Here is an 18,526-nt window from a genome sequence, read left to right as displayed (position 1 = left end):
TCTATGAAACTTGCCTCGCTGAAGGACGGCACGCGCGACGGTCAACTGATCGTCGTGTCCCGCGACCTGCACACGGCGGCCATCGCCGACGCGATCGCGCCCACGCTGCAGCGCGTGCTCGACGACTGGGCCTTCTACGCGCCGCAACTGCACGACCTTTACGATGCGCTGAACCAGGGCCGCGCGCGCAACAGCTTTTCGTTCGACGCCAAAGAGTGCATGGCGCCACTGCCGCGCGCGTTCCAGTGGGCCGACGGTTCATCGTACGTGAACCATGTGGAACTCGTGCGGCGCGCACGCGGCGCGGAAATGCCGCCCGAATTCTGGACCGACCCGCTGATGTACCAAGGCGGCAGCGACGACTTCATCGGCCCTCGCGATGACATCGTGTGCGCATCGGAACAGTACGGCATCGACTTCGAGGCCGAAGTCGCGGTCATCACCGCTGACGTGCCGATGGGCGCAACGCCCGAGCAGGCGTTGCGCGGCGTGCGGCTGGTGACGCTCGTCAACGACGTGTCATTGCGCCAGCTGATTCCAGCCGAACTCGCGAAGGGCTTCGGCTTTTTCCAGAGCAAGCCGGCCACGTCGTTCGCGCCGGTCGCGGTGACGCCCGACGAGCTCGGCGAGCATTGGCGCGAAGGCCGCGTGCATCGGCCGATGATCGTCCACTGGAACGGAAGGAAAGTCGGCCAGCCCGACGCGGGCACCGATATGGTGTTTCACTTCGGTCAGCTGATCGCCCATGCGGCGAAGACGCGCAATCTGCGTGCTGGTTCTATCGTCGGTTCGGGCACGGTGTCGAACAAGGACGCGAAGCGCGGCTACTGCTGTATCGCGGAGAAGCGCTGCCTCGAAACGATCGAGCACGGCGCGCCGCAAACGGAGTTCATGAAGTACGGCGACACCGTGAAGATCGAAATGTTCGACGACGCGGGCAAGTCGATTTTCGGTGCGATTGAGCAGAGCATCGCGCCGCTCGAATGAAGCGCGGCGCTCACGCGGCAATGCGTTGACGCGGCGGCACGCGCGAAAGGGTTTCGCCCGATGCCACCGCCCGCGCGCGCGGCTACACTGACTGGCGCGCCGGCTGGGACGGCGCCAATGTCAGATAGCGTGCAGCGACGCATCGGTAGCACATCGGCACTACATCACAACGAAAACCCCGACGTGAGGAGACAGCATGCCGCGATTGAACTTCCCCGCAGCTGGACATCGACGCGCTGATGCGTCACTCGTTCAAGCGCGCACGAGCGCGCGTGGCTCGTATCAACGCGGCCGGCGCTTCGCGCGGCGCGCCGCGACGCTGTGCGCCGCGCTCGTCTGCGCGTTGCCGCTGACATCGTTCGCGCAGGTGAAGATCGGTCTCGTGTTGTCGCTGACCGGGCCTGCCGCATCGCTCGGCATTCCCGCGCGCGACACGGTCGCGCTGCTGCCGAAACAGATCGGCGGGCAAACCGTCGAGTACATCGTGCTCGACGATGCCTCGGACACGACCCAAGCCGTGCAGGACACCAAGAAACTCATCAGCGAAAATCATGTCGACGCGATCATCGGCTCGTCGATCACGCCGAATTCGCTCGCGATGATCGACGTGGTCGCCGAGGGCGAAACGCCGATGATCTCGCTCGCGTCGTCCGCGAAAATCATCGAACCGGTCGATGCAAAACGTCGCTGGGTCTTCAAGACGCCGCAGACCGACGCGATGATGGCCTCGGCGATCGCCGAGCATGCGAGCGGACACGGCGTGAAGACGATCGCGTTCATCGGCCAGGCCGACGCGCTCGGCGAGACGTTCTACGCCGAGGTCGCGAAATTCGCGCAACTGCATCACATCGACGTGGTCGCGAGCGAACGCTTCAATCGCACCGATCCGAGCGTGACCGGCCAGGTGCTGAAGATTCTCGCGACTCACCCCGACGCGGTGGTGGTCGGCGCGGCCGGCACACCTGCCGCGCTGCCGCCGAAAACGCTGCGCGAGCGCGGCTACAAGGGCGTCATCTATCACAACCACGGCGTCGGCAATAACGACTTCCTGCGTGTGTGCGGCGCCGATTGCAACGGCACGTTCCTGCCCGCGAGCCCGGTGCTGGTCGCCGCGCAATTGCCGGCCGACCATCCGGCCAGGCGCCTCGCGCTCGAATACATCGCGCGGTTTGAGGCGCAGCACGGCGCGGGCAGCGTGTCGGCGTTCGGTTCGTACACGTCGGACGCGGACGCATTGCTCGAGCACGCGATTCCGCTCGCGTTGAAGAGCGGCGCGCCAGGCACGCCGGCGTTTCGCCGCGCGCTGCGCGACGCGCTCGAAGGAACCCGCGGTCTCGCGGATACCAACGGCGTCGTCAACATGAGCGCGGCCGATCATCTCGGGCTCGATCAGCGCGCGCGCGTGATGGTCGAAATCACTAATGGCAAGTGGCTTTATCAGCCGCATTGAACGGGTCGCGACGTTCCGCGCGCGACTGAACGAATCACCTATGGACCGCTCACCATGACTCAGTCATCGCAACCGAACGACGCGTACTACGCGCACTACCAGTCGCTGCGTTTGCAGCGTCATCCGCACGGCGTGCTCGAAGTCGTGATGAGCGGCGAGGGCGCGAACAAGAGCGGCCTCGCGACCGCGGACGCACGCATGCATTACGAACTCGCGGAAATCTGGCGCGACATCGATCGAGATCCCGACACGCGCGTCGCGATCATTCGCGGCGAGGGCAAGGGCTTTTCGGCAGGCGGCGATCTGCAGCTCGTCGAGGACATGGCGAACGATTTCGAGGTGCGCACGCGGGTGTGGCGCGAAGCGCGCGACCTTGTCTACAACGTGATCAACTGCGGCAAGCCGATCGTATCGGCGATGCACGGGCCGGCGGTCGGCGCGGGGCTCGTCGCGGGGCTGCTCGCCGATATCTCGATCGCGGCGAAGACGGCGCGCATCATCGACGGGCATACGCGTCTCGGCGTTGCCGCGGGCGATCATGCGGCGATCGTCTGGCCGCTCTTGTGCGGCATGGCGAAGGCGAAGTACTACCTGCTGCTGTGCGAGCCGGTGAGCGGCGAGGAGGCGGAGCGTATCGGGCTCGTGTCGCTCGCGGTCGACGAAAGCGCGCTGCTGCCGAAGGCGTTCGAAGTCGCGCGCAAGCTCGCCGACGGGTCGCAGACCGCCATCCGCTGGACCAAGTACGCGCTGAACAACTGGCTGCGCACGGCGGGGCCGGCGTTCGATACATCGCTCGCGCTGGAGTTCATGGGCTTCGCGGGGCCCGATGTGCGCGAGGGCTTGAGCTCGTTGCGCGAGCGGCGCGCGCCGGATTTTGGCGCGGGCCGTCCGCGTCACGGCGAACCATCGTGATGTCATACCCCAAACGGTATGATCGAATCAACGCGCGCCGCATCGCGCGCTCTACCTGTCATCCAGTACCGAGGCGACAACCATGACCGACACCACTGGCTCCGCGCCGCCCTTTCCCGGCTTTCCCGGTTTTCCGCCCGCTGAAATGCTCGATCGGATGTGGAGCATGATTCGGCTGTCGCCGTTCGGCGCCGCCATGACGGGCGCGCAGCCGGGGGGCGGCACGAGTCCGTCGCTGTCGATGATGTCCGACATGATGGCGCCGCTCACGAGCGTCGAGGAGCTCGACAAGCGCATCACCGACATGCGCGCGGTCGAGCAATGGCTGAAGCTGAATCTGAGCATGCTGCAGTCGGCGATCCAGGCGCTGGAAGTGCAGCGCGCGACGCTCGCGACGCTGCGCGCGTTCGGCGCGTTCGCGCAGACCTCGATGTCGCAGGCGGCGGCTGCTGCAACGGGTGCGGCCGCGACTGACGCGCCGAGCCGCGCCCCGAGCCCCGCGCCGGCGCCGAGCTGGACGAGGCCCGCTGAGCCAGCCCCCGAAAGCGCCCCTCCAGCAGACAGCGACGAAGAGCAAGCGCCGGCGGCACCCGCTTTCGATGCATCCGCATGGTGGAATCTTCTGCAATCGCAGTTCAACCAGATCGCGCAGTTCGCGATGACGCAGCCGTCCGTCGCAGTCGCGGCGGCGGGTGGAGGCACGCAGGGCAAGGCGGAGTCGTCGAAGGCTGCGGATGCGTCGGGCGGCGATCCGTCGGGCGGCGATCCGTCCGGCGCCGGTGCGCAAAGCGCGAAGCCGGCCGCCAAGCGGCCGGCCGCGAAGCGCGCCGCGACATCGGCCAAACGCGCGTCCGGCGAGGGCAGGAGCGCGGCAACGCCGAAAAAGTCGACGTGAGCGGGGCGGTGCGGGCAGCACGCTCGCGCTCGGTGCGACTGCGCAAGCAATATCAGAAGCAGCGGCGGTCAGGTCCGCACTTCCACCTTCTGGCCGCCGCGAATCAGTGCCCCATGCCAAAGACAACCCGTCGCCTACGTTTTTGCCGTATGCCAACGCCGGCGATTTCTTCCCGCGCGAATTGCCGACTTTATTGAGAGAAGTCAATGCCATAGCGCGCTCGCACCGCTTCTGTCACGGGTTTGGCCGGAGGCGCGTGCTATCATTGTGTAAGCTTGATCTGGCTTTGGGGCTTGCGCCGAAAACAACCAATCCCACCGCCCTCTCGTCATTCGCCGCCGGCGCTACCGGTGCAGGGCTGGACGGTGCGGTTGTCGACCCGGACTGGCTCGACCTCAGGCAAAGGGTATTCCTCACCCACGGTTGGCCGCGGCGCCCGATTCACGCTCCAGGCGCCAATACAACAGCCCGGACTTCTTTGCTGCCCGATGCTTCTGGGCGGCCGGTTAACGCGTAAAATTGAATGCTTGGCCGATAAACGGCATGTCCGTTCGTCGCAGGTAAAAACGGCTACACGTAGCAGCAACAGACACACACAGTATGTGCAGAACAGGGGTGGGACTATGAACACCATGCTTTATCCGGAACTTTATAAATCGCTCGAATCCGTTCGATGGGACATGGAGAAGGACATTCCCTGGGACAAATTCGATGCATCGCTGTTGACCGACGAACAGGCCGCGACGATCAAGATGAACGCGATCACCGAATGGTCGGCGTTACCCGCCACGGAAATGTTTCTGCGTGACAATCATCACGACAGCGATTTCTCCGCATTCATGAGCGTGTGGTTCTTCGAGGAGCAGAAACACTCGCTGGTGCTGATGGAATACCTGCGCCGCTTCAAGCCGGAACTGGTCCCGACCGAAGAGGAACTGCACGCGGTGCGCTTCGAGTTCGATCCCGCGCCCCCGCTCGAAACGCTGATGCTGCACTTTTGCGGCGAAATCCGCCTGAATCACTGGTATCGCCGCGCTGCCGAATGGCACACCGAACCGGTCATCAAGCACATCTACGAAACCATCTCGCGCGACGAAGCGCGCCACGGCGGCGCGTATCTGCGCTACATGAAGAAGGCCATGGCGCAAACCGGCGACATCGCGCGTGCCGCATTCGCGAAGATCGGCGTGCTGATGGCGTCGGCGCGTCGCACCGAAAAGCCGCTGCACCCCACCAACCTGCACGTGAACCAGGCGCTGTTCCCGCGCGACACGATCCAGTCGCGTCTGCCGGATCCGGAATGGCTCGAGCGCTGGCTCGACGAGCAGATCCGTTTCGACGACGGTTGGGAAAAGAAGGTTGTCGAGCGCATTCTGCACAACCTGTCGCTGCTGTTCGAACGCACGTTCACCACCGCGCAGGAACTGAACCGTTATCGCAAGGAAGTGGTCGCGCGTCTGCAAGCGGCCGAACAAAGCCCGGCGCAGCAGCAACCGGCGTAACGGCTCGGGCGGTTTCAGCACCGTTCAAATGGCGGTCCGGCAAGCGTGAGCTTGCCGGACCGTTTTCCTTTGAGCCGCCCAGCGTGTATCGTGGCGGCACCCGGCATTGCTCTTCCCGCAACTCCGTAACTCCCCAACTCTGTGACCGTGCGATGACCGCCATCTTTGAACGCAAGATTCTGACGCGCGATGCCCTGGTGAAGCTGCGTCCTTCGCTGCGCGCGCCCGTCGTATTTACGAACGGCGTGTTCGACATCCTGCATCGCGGTCACGTGACCTATCTGGCCGACGCGAAGGCGTTGGGCGCGTGTCTGATCGTCGGTGTGAATAGCGACGCATCGGTGCGGATGCTCGGCAAAGGCGACGACCGGCCGATCAACAACGAGGCCGACCGCATGGCCTTGCTCGCGGCGCTGGAAAGTGTCGACTACGTGGTGGGCTTTGGCGAGAAAACGCCGGTCGAGCTGATTTCCGCGCTGCGCCCGGACGTGCTGGTGAAAGGTGGCGACTACGACATGGACGCGCTGCCCGAATCGGCGCTAGTGCGCGGTTGGGGCGGCAAGGCGCTCGCGATTGCGTTCGAGCACGATCGCTCGACCACTGCGCTGTTGAAGAAGGTGCGCACACAGGGTTGATGCCGCGCATTGCCCCGCGAACGCACGGCGCAATGCCGAACCTCTAACTGACCGCGTCGCTCACCTGATTACTGCGGCAACTCCGATGTTGAAATCGGCGCCTGCGGCGCCGGTCCGCCGACCACTGCCTGGTCGGCCGCATCGGCGGCGCTGACCGGGCGCACCTTCAGCCAGTTCGGATGAATCTGGCGGTTCAGATGACCCGGCTCGCGTCCGCTTGCGGTGGGTATCGGGCCGAAGGCGCCACGCAGCGCGACGAAAGCCAACACGTTGACAAAAATCAGAATGGCGATCGGCCAGCGAAGCATTGTGGGTATTTCCAATCCAGAAAGAAGTGGAGCGCCGGGTCCGAGAGCGAAACATGGCCGCACCCGTCCGGCAGGCAATCAGCCGCCTTCGCGCGCCGTATCCTCGGCGGCGATCAGCGCGAGCCCCGACAGTACCAGCGAATCGTGGCGAGTATGCGGCACCTTCAGCGCGCTCGCCACTTCGTCGGCGGCGCCGCCGCTGACCACGAGACGCACCGGCAACTGCCACTCATCCTGCAGATCCCGCCACATCCGCTCGATCAATCCGGCCTGCGCCAGTGTGCAGCCCGACGACAGCGAGCGCGGCGTATCCGTCGCGAAGAACGGACCGCGACGGGCCGCGTCGGCCGTATCGGCGCCATCGAGCAGACCACGCGCGTGCGCGGCGTCGAGCGTCGGCAGTTGCGCGGTGTGCTCACCAAGCGAGCGCATCATCAGCGACCAGCCGGGCGCAATCAATCCGCCGATAAACGCGCCGTCCGCGCGCAACGCCTCGAGCGTCGTCGCGGTGCCGAAGGTCGCGAGCAGCAGATGTTCGCCGGGAAAGGCCGCGTGCGCGCCGATCATGCCGCACCAGCGGTCGCTACCGAGCGAGTGCGGTGTCGAATAGCAATTGGTCACGCCGCATTGCTGAGCGCTGGCGCGGACCGTCGTGAGCGGCAGTTGCGGCCAGCGCGCTTCGACGAGCGCGGCGAGGTGCGCCGCGATCTGCGCGCCCGCGACGTTGGAGAGCCACGCGCCGCATGGCGCCGGCAAGTCAGCCCAACCAGTTTGCGAAGCAGGCTGCGCGCGTGGTCCGGCAACGTCGTGATGCGCGAGCGCACCGCTCGCCAACTGCGTCCCGTCCGGCTGCACCAGCGCCCACTTGATCCGGCTATTGCCCGAGTCGATCAGCAGATAAGGCGCGCGCCGCGTCATGCCGCACCGTCGGCGAGGCGCAGCGACACGTCGCCGGTTGCGATGCTCTGGCGCCCTTCGGCCGTATCGAGCAGCAACTGGCCGCGTTCGTCGACGCCCGCCGCCACCCCACGCGCGAGTTCTTGACCATGCTCGAGCAGCACCACCTCGCGGCCCGCGTATGCATGCACGCCGTTCCAGCGAGTCTGGAACGGTGCGAAGCCTTCGGCGCCGAACCGCTGCAGCATCGGTTCGAGCGCGTTCAATTCGGCGGCCAGCGTATCGGTCAGATTCGCGTTCGGCAGCGCGCGCTGCAACGCGGTCGGCACGGTGCCGCGCGCCTGCGGCGGTACCTCGGCGTTCAGCGCGCCGACCTTCGCCGCGAGTTCGTCGGCGCCCTTCACGTTGGTGCCGATGCCGATCACGACCGCACTCGCGTCGTCGGTGCTCCACGCGGTTTCGATCAGGATGCCGGCGAGCTTGTCGCCTTCGAGCAGCACGTCGTTCGGCCACTTCAGCGCTATCTGTCCGGGACCCGCGACCGGCAGCGAACGCAGCCCGTCGACGAGCGCGACGCCCACCGCGAGGCTCAAGCCCGCGAGCCCTTCGAGCGGGCGCGGCAACACGCACGCGACGGAAAACAGCAGCGCGTTGCCTGGCTCCGCGTACCACGGCCGGCCACGACGGCCGCGCCCGGCGGTCTGCAGATACGCGACGCGCACGATCGGCCGCGGCAGCGCGTTCGCGTGTCGCGGTAGTGCTTTCATGTGGGCCATCAGATCGGCGTTGGTCGAACCGGTTTCTTCGACGATTTCGATCGGCCAGTCATGCGCATGCGCGCCGAACAGTTTGACCGCGCGCTCGCGATCGATGCGCCAGTCGGCCGATGCCGACGACGAGGCCGCGGCCGCACTTGTCGCAGCGGGCGGAGAGGCGGGAGTCTTGGAGGCATTCATGCCTCGTATTGTAGCCACAGCAAACCCTCCCGGGACTCGAATGCGGACCGCCGAGGAAGCGACGCGGACCGATGCACATCCTGGCGGACCGGCGGCCGAGCCTTCGCTACAATGGCCGCTAATCCGATAACCAGATTCACGCGATCCTTGAACTACGACACTCCGCCCGGCCTTGAAGTCGCGGCCGGCAGCCAAGGCAAGATCGTCCGTCTCTCGGGCCAGTGGACGGCGCTCGCGCTCGCGCGCGATCGCGACACCGGGCACGTGATTCCGCAACTGCGTTCGCTGACCGGTGCACAGGGCATCGGCGGGTGGGACCTGTCGCGCGTCGACAGCATGGACCACGTCGGCGGCCAGGCGCTGTGGCGCGTATGGGGCCGCAAATTGCCGCCGGGCACCGCGCTCACGGACACGCAGCGGGACATCTTCGAGCGCATCGCGCTGCTCGACACGGTGCGCGAGAGCGCCGAACCGGTAACGCGCTTCGATCCCTTCACGCGTCTCGGCCTTGGCATCTTCTCGTTCGTCGAGCACATGCAGGGCGGCGTCGCGATGCTCGGGCGTTTCGTGCTCGATCTGCTGGCGATCCTGCGCAAGCCGAAACTCACGCCGTGGACCGAAATCTCCGCGAACATCTACAACGCCGGCGCCCGCGCGCTGCCGATCACCGCGCTCGTCGCGTTCCTGATCGGCATCGTGTTGAGCTATCTGTCGGCACAGCAATTGCGCATCTTTGGCGCGAACCAGTTCATCGTCAATATTCTCGGCCTCGCGGTGATTCGCGAACTCGGTCCGGTGCTGTCGGCGATTCTGGTGGCGGGCCGCTCGGGCTCGGCGATCACCGCGCAGATCGGCGTGATGCGCGTGACCGAGGAACTCGACGCGATGCGCGTGATGGGCATCCCGCACGGCTTGCGGCTGATCCTGCCGCGCGTGATCGCACTGGCCGTCGCGATGCCGCTGCTCGTGATGTGGACCAACGTGATCTCGTTGACGGGCGGTGCGCTCGCCGCGAAGCTCGTGCTCGGCATCGACATGAGCTTCTTCGCGCGGCAACTGCCCGTCGTCGTGCCGATCGCTAACCTGTGGATCGGGCTTGGCAAGGGCGCGGTGTTCGGCATGCTGATCGCGATCGCCGGCTGTCATTTCGGCTTCCGTATCAAGGCCAATTCGCAGAGTCTCGGCGAAGGCACGACGACCTCGGTGGTCACATCGATCACCATCGTGATTCTCGCGGACGCGGTGTTCGCAATCCTCTTTCAGAACGTGGGGCTCGGATGATCGCGCCACTAACCGAAGCCGTACGCGGCCAACCCGTACCGTCGATCGCCGAGCCGGTGATCGAGGTGATCGACATCACCAAGCGCTACGGCCGCAACATCGTGCATCAGCATCTGAGCCTCGACGTGCGGCGCGGCGAGATCGTGTCGATCGTCGGCGGCTCGGGCTCCGGCAAGACCACGCTGGTGCGGCAGATTCTCGGCCTGGAGCGGCCGTCGCGGGGCACGATCAAGCTGTTCGGCGAAGATCTCGCCACGATCTCGCCCGAGACCGCGCTGCTGATGCGCAGCCGCTCCGGCATGCTGTTCCAGCGCGGCGCGCTGTTCTCGTCGCTGTCCGTGTTCGACAACGTCGCGCAACCGGTGCGCGAGCTCGGCAAGGTGCCCGAAGACCTGCTGCGCGACATCGTGATGCTGAAGCTCGAAATGGTCGGGCTGCCGTGCAAGCACGCGTCGAAGATGCCGTCGGCGCTGTCGGGCGGCATGATCAAGCGGGTTGGCATCGCGCGCGCGATCGCGCTGGAACCCGAACTGCTGTTCCTCGACGAACCGACCGCCGGCCTCGACCCGCAGGCATCCGACGAATTCGTCGAGCTGATCTCGGGGCTGCATCGCGCGCTCGGTCTGACGGTCGTAATGATCACGCACGATCTCGACACGATGGTCGCGCTGTCGACGCGCGTGGCCGTGCTCGCCGATCGGAAAGTGCTCGTCAATGCGCCGGTCGAGGAGGCCGCGGGCGTTGACCATCCGTTCATCCGCGAATATTTCCTCGGCCTGCGCGGGCGCCGCGCGCTGCAGGCGCTGCCGCCCGAGCGTCGCGCGAAGCTGCCGCGGGCGGCGCTCGAGCCGGCGTCGTCCGAGTTGTCGCTGTGAGGCCGGCCGCCGCGAAGCGGGCCGCTATGAACCAGGAAAACTGACAATGGAAAACAAAGCACATGCGTTCTGGGCCGGACTCTTCACGGTCGTGCTGACGGCGGCGATCGCGCTGGCCGCGTATCTGTTCAATGTCGACCGCACCGTGCGGGTGCCGTACGACCTGATCGCGCGCACCAATGTGACCGGCCTCTTTGCGGACGCGGCGGTGCGCTTTCGCGGGCTCGACGTCGGCCGCGTACAGTCGATCAAGTTCGATCCGACCCATCCGGGCCAGATTCTGATCCGCATCATGGTCGACGAGCACGCGCCGATCACGCATTCGACGTTCGGCAGCCTCGGCTTGCAGGGCGTGACCGGCATCGCGTTCATCCAGCTCGACGATACCGGGCGCGACCTGACGCCGCTGCACTCGTCGGCGCACCAGGTCGCGCAATTGCCGATGCGCCCCGGTCTGCTCGATCAGTTGCAGCAACGCGGCGACGTGCTGCTGCGCAAGCTCGAAAAAGTCACCGACAACGTGAACGACATGCTGTCGCCCGAAATGGTCGAGCAGCTGCATGAGACGGCGGCGAGCATCGCGCAGGCGGCTTCGGGCGTCGCGACGCTGACTCGGGAAATGGCGCCGGTCGCCAGCAAGCTGCCCGGCACGATCGACCAGCTGAACCACACGCTCGCGTCGACCAACCAGATGATCACCGGCCTGAACCGTCCGGACGGGCCCCTCGAGCGCAATCTGAACAAGGTCGGCACGGCCGCGCAGCAGGCCGGCGATGCGCTCGCGCAGATGAACACGACGATTCAGGACCTGTCCGCGCGGGTCGGCTTCGAGACGCTGCCGCGCGTCAATTCGCTGACCGAGGACGTGCGCTCGGCCGCGCAATCGATCGATCGCGCCGCCGACACCTTCAATACCAATCCGCGCAGCGTGCTGTTCGGCGCGCCGCGTGCGGCGCCGGGTCCGGGCGAGGCCGGCTTCGCGTGGCCCGCCGCCGCCGCGCCCGCAGCCCCCGCAGCCCATTAAATTCGCAGGCTAGAACAAAGGAAGATGCCCATGTCACGCTCGATTCACCGACTGTTGTCCTCGCGCGCCGCGCTCGCGGCGCTGCTCGCGTTCGGCGTGCTGGCGGCGGGCTGCGCGGGCACGTCCGCGGTCGTGTCGGACGTCCGCTACGATTTCGGACCGCCGCCGCAGAGCGCCGCCGCGAGCCGGCTGCCGGCCGTCAAGGTGCTGGAGGTCAGCGCGCCGTCCGTGCTCGAATCGGACCGGCTGACGTACCGGCTGAGCTACGCCGATGCGCAGCAGACGGCCGCCTACGCCAACAGCCACTGGACGATGATGCCGTCGCAACTGCTGACGCAGCGCCTGCGCAACGTGCTGAGCGAGCGGGGCACCGTGTTGACGGGCGCGGACGGCGTGAGCGCGCCGGTGCTGCGCGTCGATCTGACCGAGTTCGAGCAGGTGTTCGCCAGCCCGACCGACAGCCACGGCGCGATCACCGCGCGCGCCACGCTGATGCAGGGCGGCAAGGTGGTCGGCCAGCACACCTTCGTCGCGCGCGCGCCCGCGCATTCGGCGGATGCGGCCGGCGGCGCACGGGCGCTCGCCGCGGCCAGCGACGACCTCGTCGCGCAGATCGCCACGTGGCTCGGCTCGCAGGCGCTGGTCGCCGCGCAATGACGGGCGGGCAGCGCACGCAAAGGAGCGCCGCATGAGCGAACGCCCCTGGCTGCGCCGCCCGTCGACGCTGGCCCGTCGGGCGCTGCTGCTGTACGCGGCGCTGATCGTGTACGGATCGTGGTATCCGTTCTCGGGGTGGCGCTCGCTCGGCATCGCGCCGTTCGCCTATCTGTTCGATCCAATGCCGCAGTACCTGACGGCATTCGACGTCGTCACCAACGTGCTCGGCTATATGCCGTTCGGCGCGCTGGTGGTGCTTGCGGTGTATCCGCGCTGGCGCGGCACGCTGGCCGTCGCGCTGGCGTTCGTGTTGGGCGGACTGCTGTCGGGCACGATGGAAGCCGTGCAGACCTATCTGCCGACCCGCGTCGCCTCCAATCTCGACCTTGCCGCCAACACGCTCGGCGCGCTCGTCGGTGCGTCGATGATGTCGCCGTTGACCGGCGCGCTGCTCGATCGCGGCCTGCTCAGGCGTCTGCGCCTGCTGTGGTTCGAGCGCGGCCATGCGACGCTCGCGTGCGTCGTCGCCGCGTGGCCGTTCGCGACGATGTTTCCGGCGCCACGTCTGTTCGGTCTCGGCAACTGGCCGCGCGCGCTGTGGCTGAGCGTCGATCCGGCCACCCAGGACGCGCTGCTCGCGTGGACGCCGTCTGCATGGCACGTCGGCGCATGGCCGGCGGCGGCCGCCGCGTGGCTGGACGACGACACGTGGGAAGCGCTGATCACGACGCTGAACCTGTTCGCGGCGCTCGCGCTTGCGTCGCTGCCGATGCGCCGTCATGCGCCGCGCGTGCGCCTGCTGCTCGTGTTCATCGTCACGACCTTGTGCGTGAAGGCCGGCGCGACGTTCCTGCAATCGCAATCGGGCCTCGCGTTCGACTGGGCGACGCCCGGCGCGTTGCTCGGACTCGGGTGCGGCACCGTCGCGGCGCTCGTCGCACTGCCGCTGCGGCGGCGCGTGCGCGCGACGCTCGCGGGCGTCGCACTCGTCATCGCACTCGTGTTCGTCAATCTGCTGCCGGTGAATCCGTATTTCGACGCCGTGCTCGCCGACTGGCGGCAGGGGCGCTACCTGCATTTCAACGGGCTCGCGCGCTGGCTCGCGTGGATGTGGCCCTATGCGGCGCTGGTGTGGCTCGCGTTCGCGGTCGAGCGGGCATGGCTGAAGCGGCGCGCGAAGCCGGCCTGACGTGCTTGCGGGCCGGCCGCGAGGCTCCGGCGCCTGCACAGCGCGGTCGCTATAATCGTCCGCACGACGGGCGCTGCGGCATACCGGATGCCGACGGCGCCACTGCACTTCCTTTCAGGCTCGCCTCCAGAACATCATGGATTCCTTCTACAAGCACCACGTTTTCTTCTGTCTGAATCAACGCGACCCCGGCGCCGAGCGTCCGAGCTGCGCGAACTGCAACGCGCAGGCGATGCAGGAGTACGCGAAAAAGCGCGTGAAGCAACTCGGTCTCGCCGGTCCCGGCCAGGTGCGCATCAACAAGGCCGGCTGCCTCGATCGCTGCGAACTGGGCCCGGCGCTCGTCGTGTATCCCGAGGCGGTCTGGTACACCTACGTCGACGAGAGCGACATCGACGAGATCGTCGAATCGCATCTCGTGAACGGCAAGATCGTCGAGCGTCTGAAGATCGATCAATAACGCAAACCACGAAACGGTCCACAGGCATCCCGATGAACGTCAACACGAAGAAGTATCTGATCGACGGCCCGGTCGGCAAGATCGAGGTCGCGCTGGACCTGCCCGACGACGTGCGCGATAAAAGCGCCGCGCCGCGCGGCATTGCGCTCGTCGCGCATCCGCATCCGCTGTTTGGCGGCACGCTGGACAACAAGGTCGCGCAGACGCTCGCGCGCACGCTCGTGCAACTGAACTACGTCACCTACCGGTCGAATTTTCGCGGCGTCGGCCAGACCCAGGGCGAGCACGACGCGGGCGTCGGTGAGCGTGACGATCTGCGCGCGGTGCTAGAGCACATGCGCGCCGATCCGGACTATGGCGATCTGCCGCTCGTGCTCGCGGGCTTTTCGTTCGGCACCGTGGTGCTGTCGCACGTCGCGGCGAAGCTGCGCGACGAAGGCAAGGAAATCGAGCGCATCGTGTTCGTCGGTACTGCGGCGAGCCGCTGGGACGTCGCGCCGGTGCCCGAAGGCACGCTCGTGATTCACGGCGAAGTCGACGAGACCGTTCCGATCCAATCCGTGTTCGACTGGGCGCGGCCGCAGGAACTGCCGGTCGTCGTGATTCCGGGCGCCGAGCACTTTCTGCATCGTAAGCTTCACATCCTGAAGCGCATCATCGTCGACGCCTGGCGCTGAAAACGCGCGACGCGCGTTTTGCGGGGGACAGGTACGCGCAAACGTGTGCAAATCGACGACACATGCGCGAAGTTGACCAGGCAGCGCGCGTATAATGAGCGCTCTTTTTTTGGGCACAGCGCCGCCCAGCCGGCAGAATCGCGCGCCGCGGAGTCATTTCGCGGGAGGGCGCGGCCGGGTGCTCAGCGCTGTGCTCGCGAACCGATTGCGTCGCCATCAGTCCAACGGGCGCCCGCCGTTTTACGGCCAGATGCCCCGCCGACCGGCTCCCCCAACTCCGCGCTGTCGCGCAACGTATTTTTCCGCACCAATCGACCCTATGCGTTTCTCCTCCTCTGGCCGCACGTCCTTCCCGTCTCTCGTTTCTTTCGTTCCCACTTCGCTCAATCGCGCCATCGCCGCCGGTCTCGTGCTGCCGGCCACGCTGGTTGCAAGCACCGCGTTCGCGCAGGTGCCGCCGCCGGGCGTCAACGCGCGCTCGTGGGTGCTCGTCGATGCGACCAGCAACCAGGTGCTCGCGTCCGCCAATGCCGACGAACGCGTCGAACCGGCATCGCTGACCAAGCTGATGACCGCGTATCTCGTGTTCGAAGCGCTCGCCACGAAGAAGATCACGATGGATCAGAGCATCGAGCCGAGCGAAGCCGTGCGGCGCGTGCGCAACGACGAGTCGCGCATGTTCATCGAGGCGCTCAAGCCGGTGACCGTGCACGACCTCGTGTACGGCATGATCGTGCAGTCGGGCAACGACGCGGCGATCGCGCTCGCCGAACTGGTGGGCGGCAGCGAGGCGCAGTTCGTCGACATGATGAACAAGGAAGCGCAGAAGCTCGGCATGAAGAACACGCATTTCGCCGACGTGAACGGCATGCCCGACCCGCAGCACTACACGACCGCGGGCGATCTCGCGATCCTGTCGGCGCGCCTGATCCGCGACTATCCGGACTACTACAACATCTTCTCGGTCAAGGAATTCACGTACAACAAGATCAAGCAGCCGAACCGCAATCGTCTGCTGTGGATCGATCCGAGCGTCGACGGTCTGAAGACCGGTCACACGCAAGCGGCCGGCTACTGCCTGATCGCGAGCGCGAAGCGTCCGCTGCCCGGCACGACCGACGCGTCGCGCCGTCTCGTCTCGGTGATGATGGGCGAGACCAAGGAGCACGACCGCGTGCAGGACAGCCTGAAGATGCTGAACTACGGCTACACCGCCTACGACACGACGCGTCTGTACAAGGCGAACCAGGTCGTGGCCACGCCGCGCGTCTACAAGGGCTCGCAGGACAGCGTGCAGGTCGGCGTGAAGAGCGACCAGTACATCACGCTGCCGAAGGGCGCCGGCGACAAGGCCAAGCCGCAGATCGAACTGAACGATCCGCTGATCGCGCCGATCGCGAACGGCCAGCAGATCGGCACGGCCAAGCTCGTTGCCGACGGCAAGGTGCTCGCGCAATTCCCGGTGGTCGCGCTGCAGCCGGTGCCGCAAGCCGGCGTGGTCGGCCGCGTGTGGGATTCGCTGATGCTGATGTTCAACAAGAAGAAGTAAGGGCTACGTCGCAATGACCGCTGTCTCCGAAGTTTCGCCGGACCCGATCGTTTATCTGAACGGCGAGCTGGTGCCGTTGTCCGAAGCGCGCGTCCCGGTGCTCGACCGCGGCTTCATTTTCGGCGACGGCATTTACGAAGTGGCGCCGTTGTACGCGCACGCGAGCGGTCGCCGCACCGCGTTTCGTCTGAAGCAGCATCTGGCGCGTCTGGCGCGCTCGGTCGGCAAGATCGGCATCGCCAATCCGCTCGACGACGCCGGTTGGCGCGAGCTGATCGAACGCGTGGTCGAGGCCAACGAAACGGACGGCGGCCTGCGTGCCGATCAGGACGCGATCGCGTACATTCAGGTGACGCGCGGCGTCGCGAAGCGCGGTCACGCGTTTCCGGCCGGCGTGAAGCCGACCGTGTTCGTGATGGTCACCGCGCTGAATCTGCCCGGCGCCGCGCAGCGCGCGAGCGGTGTTGCGTGCGTGAGCGCGGAGGATCGTCGCTGGCTCAATTGCGACATCAAGTCGGTGTCGCTGCTCGGCAACGTGCTGATGGCGCAATACGCGGCCGAAAACGACGCCTTCGAGACGCTGCAGTTCCGCGATGGTTTGCTGACCGAAGGGTCGTCGTCGAACGTGTGGGTCGTGAAGGATGGCGTGCTGGCCGCGCCGCCGCGCAGCAACAAGATTCTCGAAGGGATCCGCTATGGGCTCATCGAGGAGCTGACGGCCGAATGCGGCATCCGCTTCGAGGCGCGCGACATCACCGAGGCCGAAGTGCGCGCGGCCGATGAAATCATCGTCAGCTCGGCGACCAAGGAGGTGCTGCCGGTCACTCGGCTCGACGGCGCGCCGGTCGGCGCGGGCAAGCCGGGCGCGGTGTTTGCGGCGCTGTATGCGGCGTATCAGCGAGCCAAGGCGGCCGAAGCCGCCGCGGCGCAAGAAGGAGTAGAGAATGAATCCCGAGAACGACTCACTGTTTGAATTCCCCTGCGATTTCCCGATCAAGATCATGGGCAAATCGCACCCCGAGTTTGCCGCGACGATCGTCGAAGTGGTGCGCGAGTTCGATAGCGAGGTCGATGCGTCGCGCGTCGAGACGCGGCCCTCGAGCAGCGGCACTTACACGGGGCTGACCGTCCACGTGCGCGCGACGAGCCGCGCGCATCTCGACGACATCTATCGCGCGCTGACCGGCCATCCGATGGTCAAGGTCGTGCTGTAACACCGCGCGCGTTTTTCACCTCACGGCGTGACGCGCAACGCGTCCGCCGTCGCCCCCTGCGCCGCGAGGCGTGCGCTCGCCTCGGGCCCCGCCGCGCAGGCGAGATCGAACAACTGCCTGAAGCGCGCCACCTCGTCGAACACCCAGTCGCGAAACGCCTTGACTCGCGCAGTCTCCAGCGTCTGCGGCAGGCAGACCAGATAGTATTGCCACGGGCTGGGCCCATCCACATCGAAGAGCCGCACGAGCCGGCCCGCTGCGATTTCGTGCATCGCGAGCGAGCGGCGCGTCAGTGCGACCCCCTGGCCGTCGACGGCCGCCTGCAGCAGATTCGACGAATCCTGATACAACACGCCACGCTTCGGCTCCGGCCAGTCGGTGAGGCCGGCGGCGTCGAACCATGGGCGCCATAGCTCGTCGTCGGAGCGCAGCAGCGGGACTTTGGCGAGATCGGCCGGAGTTTGAGGCAGCTTGCCGCCGTTGAAGTTGGGCGAGCAGGCCGGGAAGAAAATCTCGTCGAGCAGCAGCTCCGCGTGCAGTCCGGGATATTTGCCGAAGCCGAAACGGATCGCGACGTCGACGTCGTCGCGCGCGAAGTCCGTCAGCGCATTGGTGGTCAGCAACTCGAGATCCCACTGCGGATTCGCCTCGATAAAGCTGCCGATGCGCGGCGTCACCCAGCGCGCCGCGAACGACGACAGCATCGATATCACGAGGCGCCGCTCGCGGTCGCCGGCGCGGATCGCGCGGGTCGCGTCGGCGAGTTCCAGCAGCGCGGCGCGCACCTGGGTGGCGTAGCGGCGGCCGGTTTCGGTGAGGCGCACGCGCTTGCCGTCACGCGCGAACAGCGACACGCCGAGCTCGGCCTCGAGCGCGCGGATCTGGTGGCTGACCGCGCCGTGCGTGACGAAGAGCTCGTCGGCGGCGCGCGAAAAGCTCTCGTGGCGGGCGGCGGCTTCGAACGCCTTGATCGCGTTCAGGGCGGGGAGTTGACGCAGGTCCATCGGAATATTTCTCACATAGACGTGAAAATTGATCGTTTTGCCCAAGTCCTTGCT

20 protein-coding genes are annotated in these 18,526 nt (G+C 66.5%); 16 read left to right on the top strand and 4 right to left on the bottom strand.

Annotated elements, in window-relative coordinates:
* The first annotated feature begins 3 nt into the window (after window positions 1-3).
* The 6 genes from QFZ94_RS28950 to rfaE2 all read left to right on the top strand — a co-directional run bounded on the left by QFZ94_RS28950 (window position 4) and on the right by rfaE2 (window position 6,381).
* On the top strand, window positions 4-987 hold the full coding sequence (locus QFZ94_RS28950; RefSeq protein ID WP_429461097.1) for a fumarylacetoacetate hydrolase family protein: 984 nt from the start codon (window positions 4-6) through the stop codon (window positions 985-987).
* 196 nt (window positions 988-1,183) lie between these two features.
* Window positions 1,184-2,437, top strand: a complete 1,254-nt coding sequence (locus QFZ94_RS28945; protein WP_429461095.1) for an ABC transporter substrate-binding protein — start codon at window positions 1,184-1,186, stop codon at window positions 2,435-2,437.
* A gap of 54 nt (window positions 2,438-2,491) precedes the next feature.
* On the top strand, window positions 2,492-3,349 hold the full coding sequence (locus tag QFZ94_RS28940; RefSeq protein ID WP_176122253.1) for an enoyl-CoA hydratase/isomerase family protein: 858 nt from the start codon (window positions 2,492-2,494) through the stop codon (window positions 3,347-3,349).
* A gap of 82 nt (window positions 3,350-3,431) precedes the next feature.
* On the top strand, window positions 3,432-4,244 hold the full coding sequence (locus QFZ94_RS28935) for a PhaM family polyhydroxyalkanoate granule multifunctional regulatory protein (RefSeq protein WP_429461093.1): 813 nt from the start codon (window positions 3,432-3,434) through the stop codon (window positions 4,242-4,244).
* 623 nt (window positions 4,245-4,867) lie between these two features.
* On the top strand, window positions 4,868-5,746 hold the full coding sequence (locus tag QFZ94_RS28930; RefSeq protein WP_013088232.1) for a ferritin: 879 nt from the start codon (window positions 4,868-4,870) through the stop codon (window positions 5,744-5,746).
* 152 nt (window positions 5,747-5,898) lie between these two features.
* The gene (gene rfaE2 / locus QFZ94_RS28925) at window positions 5,899-6,381 is read left to right on the top strand and encodes a D-glycero-beta-D-manno-heptose 1-phosphate adenylyltransferase (protein WP_152851779.1); all 483 of its coding nucleotides are present in this window, start codon (window positions 5,899-5,901) and stop codon (window positions 6,379-6,381) included.
* 68 nt (window positions 6,382-6,449) lie between these two features.
* Here rfaE2 and QFZ94_RS28920 read toward each other — a convergent pair whose 3' ends face one another.
* The 3 genes from QFZ94_RS28920 to QFZ94_RS28910 form a co-directional block, all read right to left on the bottom strand.
* On the bottom strand, window positions 6,450-6,689 hold the full coding sequence (locus tag QFZ94_RS28920) for a hypothetical protein (RefSeq protein ID WP_368583336.1): 240 nt from the start codon (window positions 6,687-6,689) through the stop codon (window positions 6,450-6,452).
* 78 nt (window positions 6,690-6,767) lie between these two features.
* The gene (locus QFZ94_RS28915) at window positions 6,768-7,607 is read right to left on the bottom strand and encodes a type III pantothenate kinase (protein ID WP_429461091.1); all 840 of its coding nucleotides are present in this window, start codon (window positions 7,605-7,607) and stop codon (window positions 6,768-6,770) included.
* Window positions 7,604-8,542, bottom strand: coding sequence for a biotin--[acetyl-CoA-carboxylase] ligase (locus QFZ94_RS28910; RefSeq protein ID WP_429461089.1), 939 nt, complete (start codon window positions 8,540-8,542; stop codon window positions 7,604-7,606). The genes QFZ94_RS28915 and QFZ94_RS28910 overlap by 4 nt, the downstream gene beginning before the upstream one ends.
* A gap of 147 nt (window positions 8,543-8,689) precedes the next feature.
* Between QFZ94_RS28910 and QFZ94_RS28905 the strand changes: the two genes are divergently transcribed.
* From QFZ94_RS28905 to QFZ94_RS28860, 10 genes are all read left to right on the top strand, one after another.
* Window positions 8,690-9,823, top strand: coding sequence for an MlaE family ABC transporter permease (locus QFZ94_RS28905; RefSeq protein ID WP_368583339.1), 1,134 nt, complete (start codon window positions 8,690-8,692; stop codon window positions 9,821-9,823).
* A complete protein-coding gene (locus QFZ94_RS28900) occupies window positions 9,820-10,698 on the top strand; it encodes an ABC transporter ATP-binding protein (RefSeq protein ID WP_368583340.1) in 879 nt (292 codons plus the stop codon). Before QFZ94_RS28905 ends, QFZ94_RS28900 begins: the two co-directional genes overlap by 4 nt.
* 46 nt (window positions 10,699-10,744) lie before the next feature.
* Entirely contained in the window at window positions 10,745-11,722 is a 978-nt protein-coding gene (locus QFZ94_RS28895; protein WP_368583341.1) for an MlaD family protein, read from the top strand.
* 30 nt (window positions 11,723-11,752) lie between these two features.
* A complete protein-coding gene (locus tag QFZ94_RS28890; RefSeq protein WP_368583342.1) occupies window positions 11,753-12,379 on the top strand; it encodes an ABC-type transport auxiliary lipoprotein family protein in 627 nt (208 codons plus the stop codon).
* Window positions 12,380-12,410: 31 nt separating this feature from the next.
* A complete protein-coding gene (locus tag QFZ94_RS28885) occupies window positions 12,411-13,568 on the top strand; it encodes a VanZ family protein (RefSeq protein ID WP_429461085.1) in 1,158 nt (385 codons plus the stop codon).
* Between the two features lie 136 nt (window positions 13,569-13,704).
* Window positions 13,705-14,028 carry a (2Fe-2S) ferredoxin domain-containing protein gene (locus tag QFZ94_RS28880; RefSeq protein WP_013088242.1) on the top strand — a complete coding sequence of 108 codons (324 nt, stop codon included), beginning with the start codon at window positions 13,705-13,707 and terminating at the stop codon, window positions 14,026-14,028.
* Window positions 14,029-14,060: 32 nt separating this feature from the next.
* The gene (locus tag QFZ94_RS28875; RefSeq protein ID WP_429461083.1) at window positions 14,061-14,705 is read left to right on the top strand and encodes an alpha/beta hydrolase; all 645 of its coding nucleotides are present in this window, start codon (window positions 14,061-14,063) and stop codon (window positions 14,703-14,705) included.
* A 319-nt stretch (window positions 14,706-15,024) separates the two neighbouring features.
* Window positions 15,025-16,254, top strand: a complete 1,230-nt coding sequence (locus tag QFZ94_RS28870) for a D-alanyl-D-alanine carboxypeptidase family protein (RefSeq protein ID WP_429461081.1) — start codon at window positions 15,025-15,027, stop codon at window positions 16,252-16,254.
* A 13-nt stretch (window positions 16,255-16,267) separates the two neighbouring features.
* Entirely contained in the window at window positions 16,268-17,227 is a 960-nt protein-coding gene (locus QFZ94_RS28865) for a D-amino acid aminotransferase (RefSeq protein WP_429461079.1), read from the top strand.
* Window positions 17,199-17,468 carry a DUF493 family protein gene (locus tag QFZ94_RS28860; protein WP_013088246.1) on the top strand — a complete coding sequence of 90 codons (270 nt, stop codon included), beginning with the start codon at window positions 17,199-17,201 and terminating at the stop codon, window positions 17,466-17,468. Before QFZ94_RS28865 ends, QFZ94_RS28860 begins: the two co-directional genes overlap by 29 nt.
* Window positions 17,469-17,488: 20 nt before the next feature.
* Here the strand turns inward: QFZ94_RS28860 and QFZ94_RS28855 are convergent, their stop codons facing one another.
* Window positions 17,489-18,472 (bottom strand): transcriptional regulator GcvA, encoded by a 984-nt coding sequence (locus QFZ94_RS28855; RefSeq protein ID WP_429461077.1) that lies wholly within the window; start codon window positions 18,470-18,472, stop codon window positions 17,489-17,491.
* Between the last annotated feature and the right edge of the window lie 54 nt (window positions 18,473-18,526).

The organism is Paraburkholderia sp. JPY465 (assembly GCF_050436725.1).
GTDB classification, from domain to species: domain Bacteria; phylum Pseudomonadota; class Gammaproteobacteria; order Burkholderiales; family Burkholderiaceae; genus Paraburkholderia; species Paraburkholderia youngii.
The sequence above is the reverse complement of the archived record's forward strand: the minus strand, read 5'-3'. Positions and strand labels throughout refer to the sequence as shown.

Coding starts and splice junctions, on each gene's coding strand:
- QFZ94_RS28950 (WP_429461097.1), top strand. CDS start 4: ATGAAACTTGCCTCGCTGAAGGACGGCACGCGCGACGGTCAACTGATC.
- QFZ94_RS28945 (WP_429461095.1), top strand. CDS start 1,184: ATGCCGCGATTGAACTTCCCCGCAGCTGGACATCGACGCGCTGATGCG.
- QFZ94_RS28940 (WP_176122253.1), top strand. CDS start 2,492: ATGACTCAGTCATCGCAACCGAACGACGCGTACTACGCGCACTACCAG.
- QFZ94_RS28935 (WP_429461093.1), top strand. CDS start 3,432: ATGACCGACACCACTGGCTCCGCGCCGCCCTTTCCCGGCTTTCCCGGT.
- QFZ94_RS28930 (WP_013088232.1), top strand. CDS start 4,868: ATGAACACCATGCTTTATCCGGAACTTTATAAATCGCTCGAATCCGTT.
- rfaE2 (WP_152851779.1), top strand. CDS start 5,899: ATGACCGCCATCTTTGAACGCAAGATTCTGACGCGCGATGCCCTGGTG.
- QFZ94_RS28920 (WP_368583336.1), bottom strand. CDS start 6,689: ATGCTTCGCTGGCCGATCGCCATTCTGATTTTTGTCAACGTGTTGGCT.
- QFZ94_RS28915 (WP_429461091.1), bottom strand. CDS start 7,607: ATGACGCGGCGCGCGCCTTATCTGCTGATCGACTCGGGCAATAGCCGG.
- QFZ94_RS28910 (WP_429461089.1), bottom strand. CDS start 8,542: ATGAATGCCTCCAAGACTCCCGCCTCTCCGCCCGCTGCGACAAGTGCG.
- QFZ94_RS28900 (WP_368583340.1), top strand. CDS start 9,820: ATGATCGCGCCACTAACCGAAGCCGTACGCGGCCAACCCGTACCGTCG.
- QFZ94_RS28895 (WP_368583341.1), top strand. CDS start 10,745: ATGGAAAACAAAGCACATGCGTTCTGGGCCGGACTCTTCACGGTCGTG.
- QFZ94_RS28890 (WP_368583342.1), top strand. CDS start 11,753: ATGTCACGCTCGATTCACCGACTGTTGTCCTCGCGCGCCGCGCTCGCG.
- QFZ94_RS28885 (WP_429461085.1), top strand. CDS start 12,411: ATGAGCGAACGCCCCTGGCTGCGCCGCCCGTCGACGCTGGCCCGTCGG.
- QFZ94_RS28880 (WP_013088242.1), top strand. CDS start 13,705: ATGGATTCCTTCTACAAGCACCACGTTTTCTTCTGTCTGAATCAACGC.
- QFZ94_RS28875 (WP_429461083.1), top strand. CDS start 14,061: ATGAACGTCAACACGAAGAAGTATCTGATCGACGGCCCGGTCGGCAAG.
- QFZ94_RS28870 (WP_429461081.1), top strand. CDS start 15,025: ATGCGTTTCTCCTCCTCTGGCCGCACGTCCTTCCCGTCTCTCGTTTCT.
- QFZ94_RS28865 (WP_429461079.1), top strand. CDS start 16,268: ATGACCGCTGTCTCCGAAGTTTCGCCGGACCCGATCGTTTATCTGAAC.
- QFZ94_RS28860 (WP_013088246.1), top strand. CDS start 17,199: ATGAATCCCGAGAACGACTCACTGTTTGAATTCCCCTGCGATTTCCCG.
- QFZ94_RS28855 (WP_429461077.1), bottom strand. CDS start 18,472: ATGGACCTGCGTCAACTCCCCGCCCTGAACGCGATCAAGGCGTTCGAA.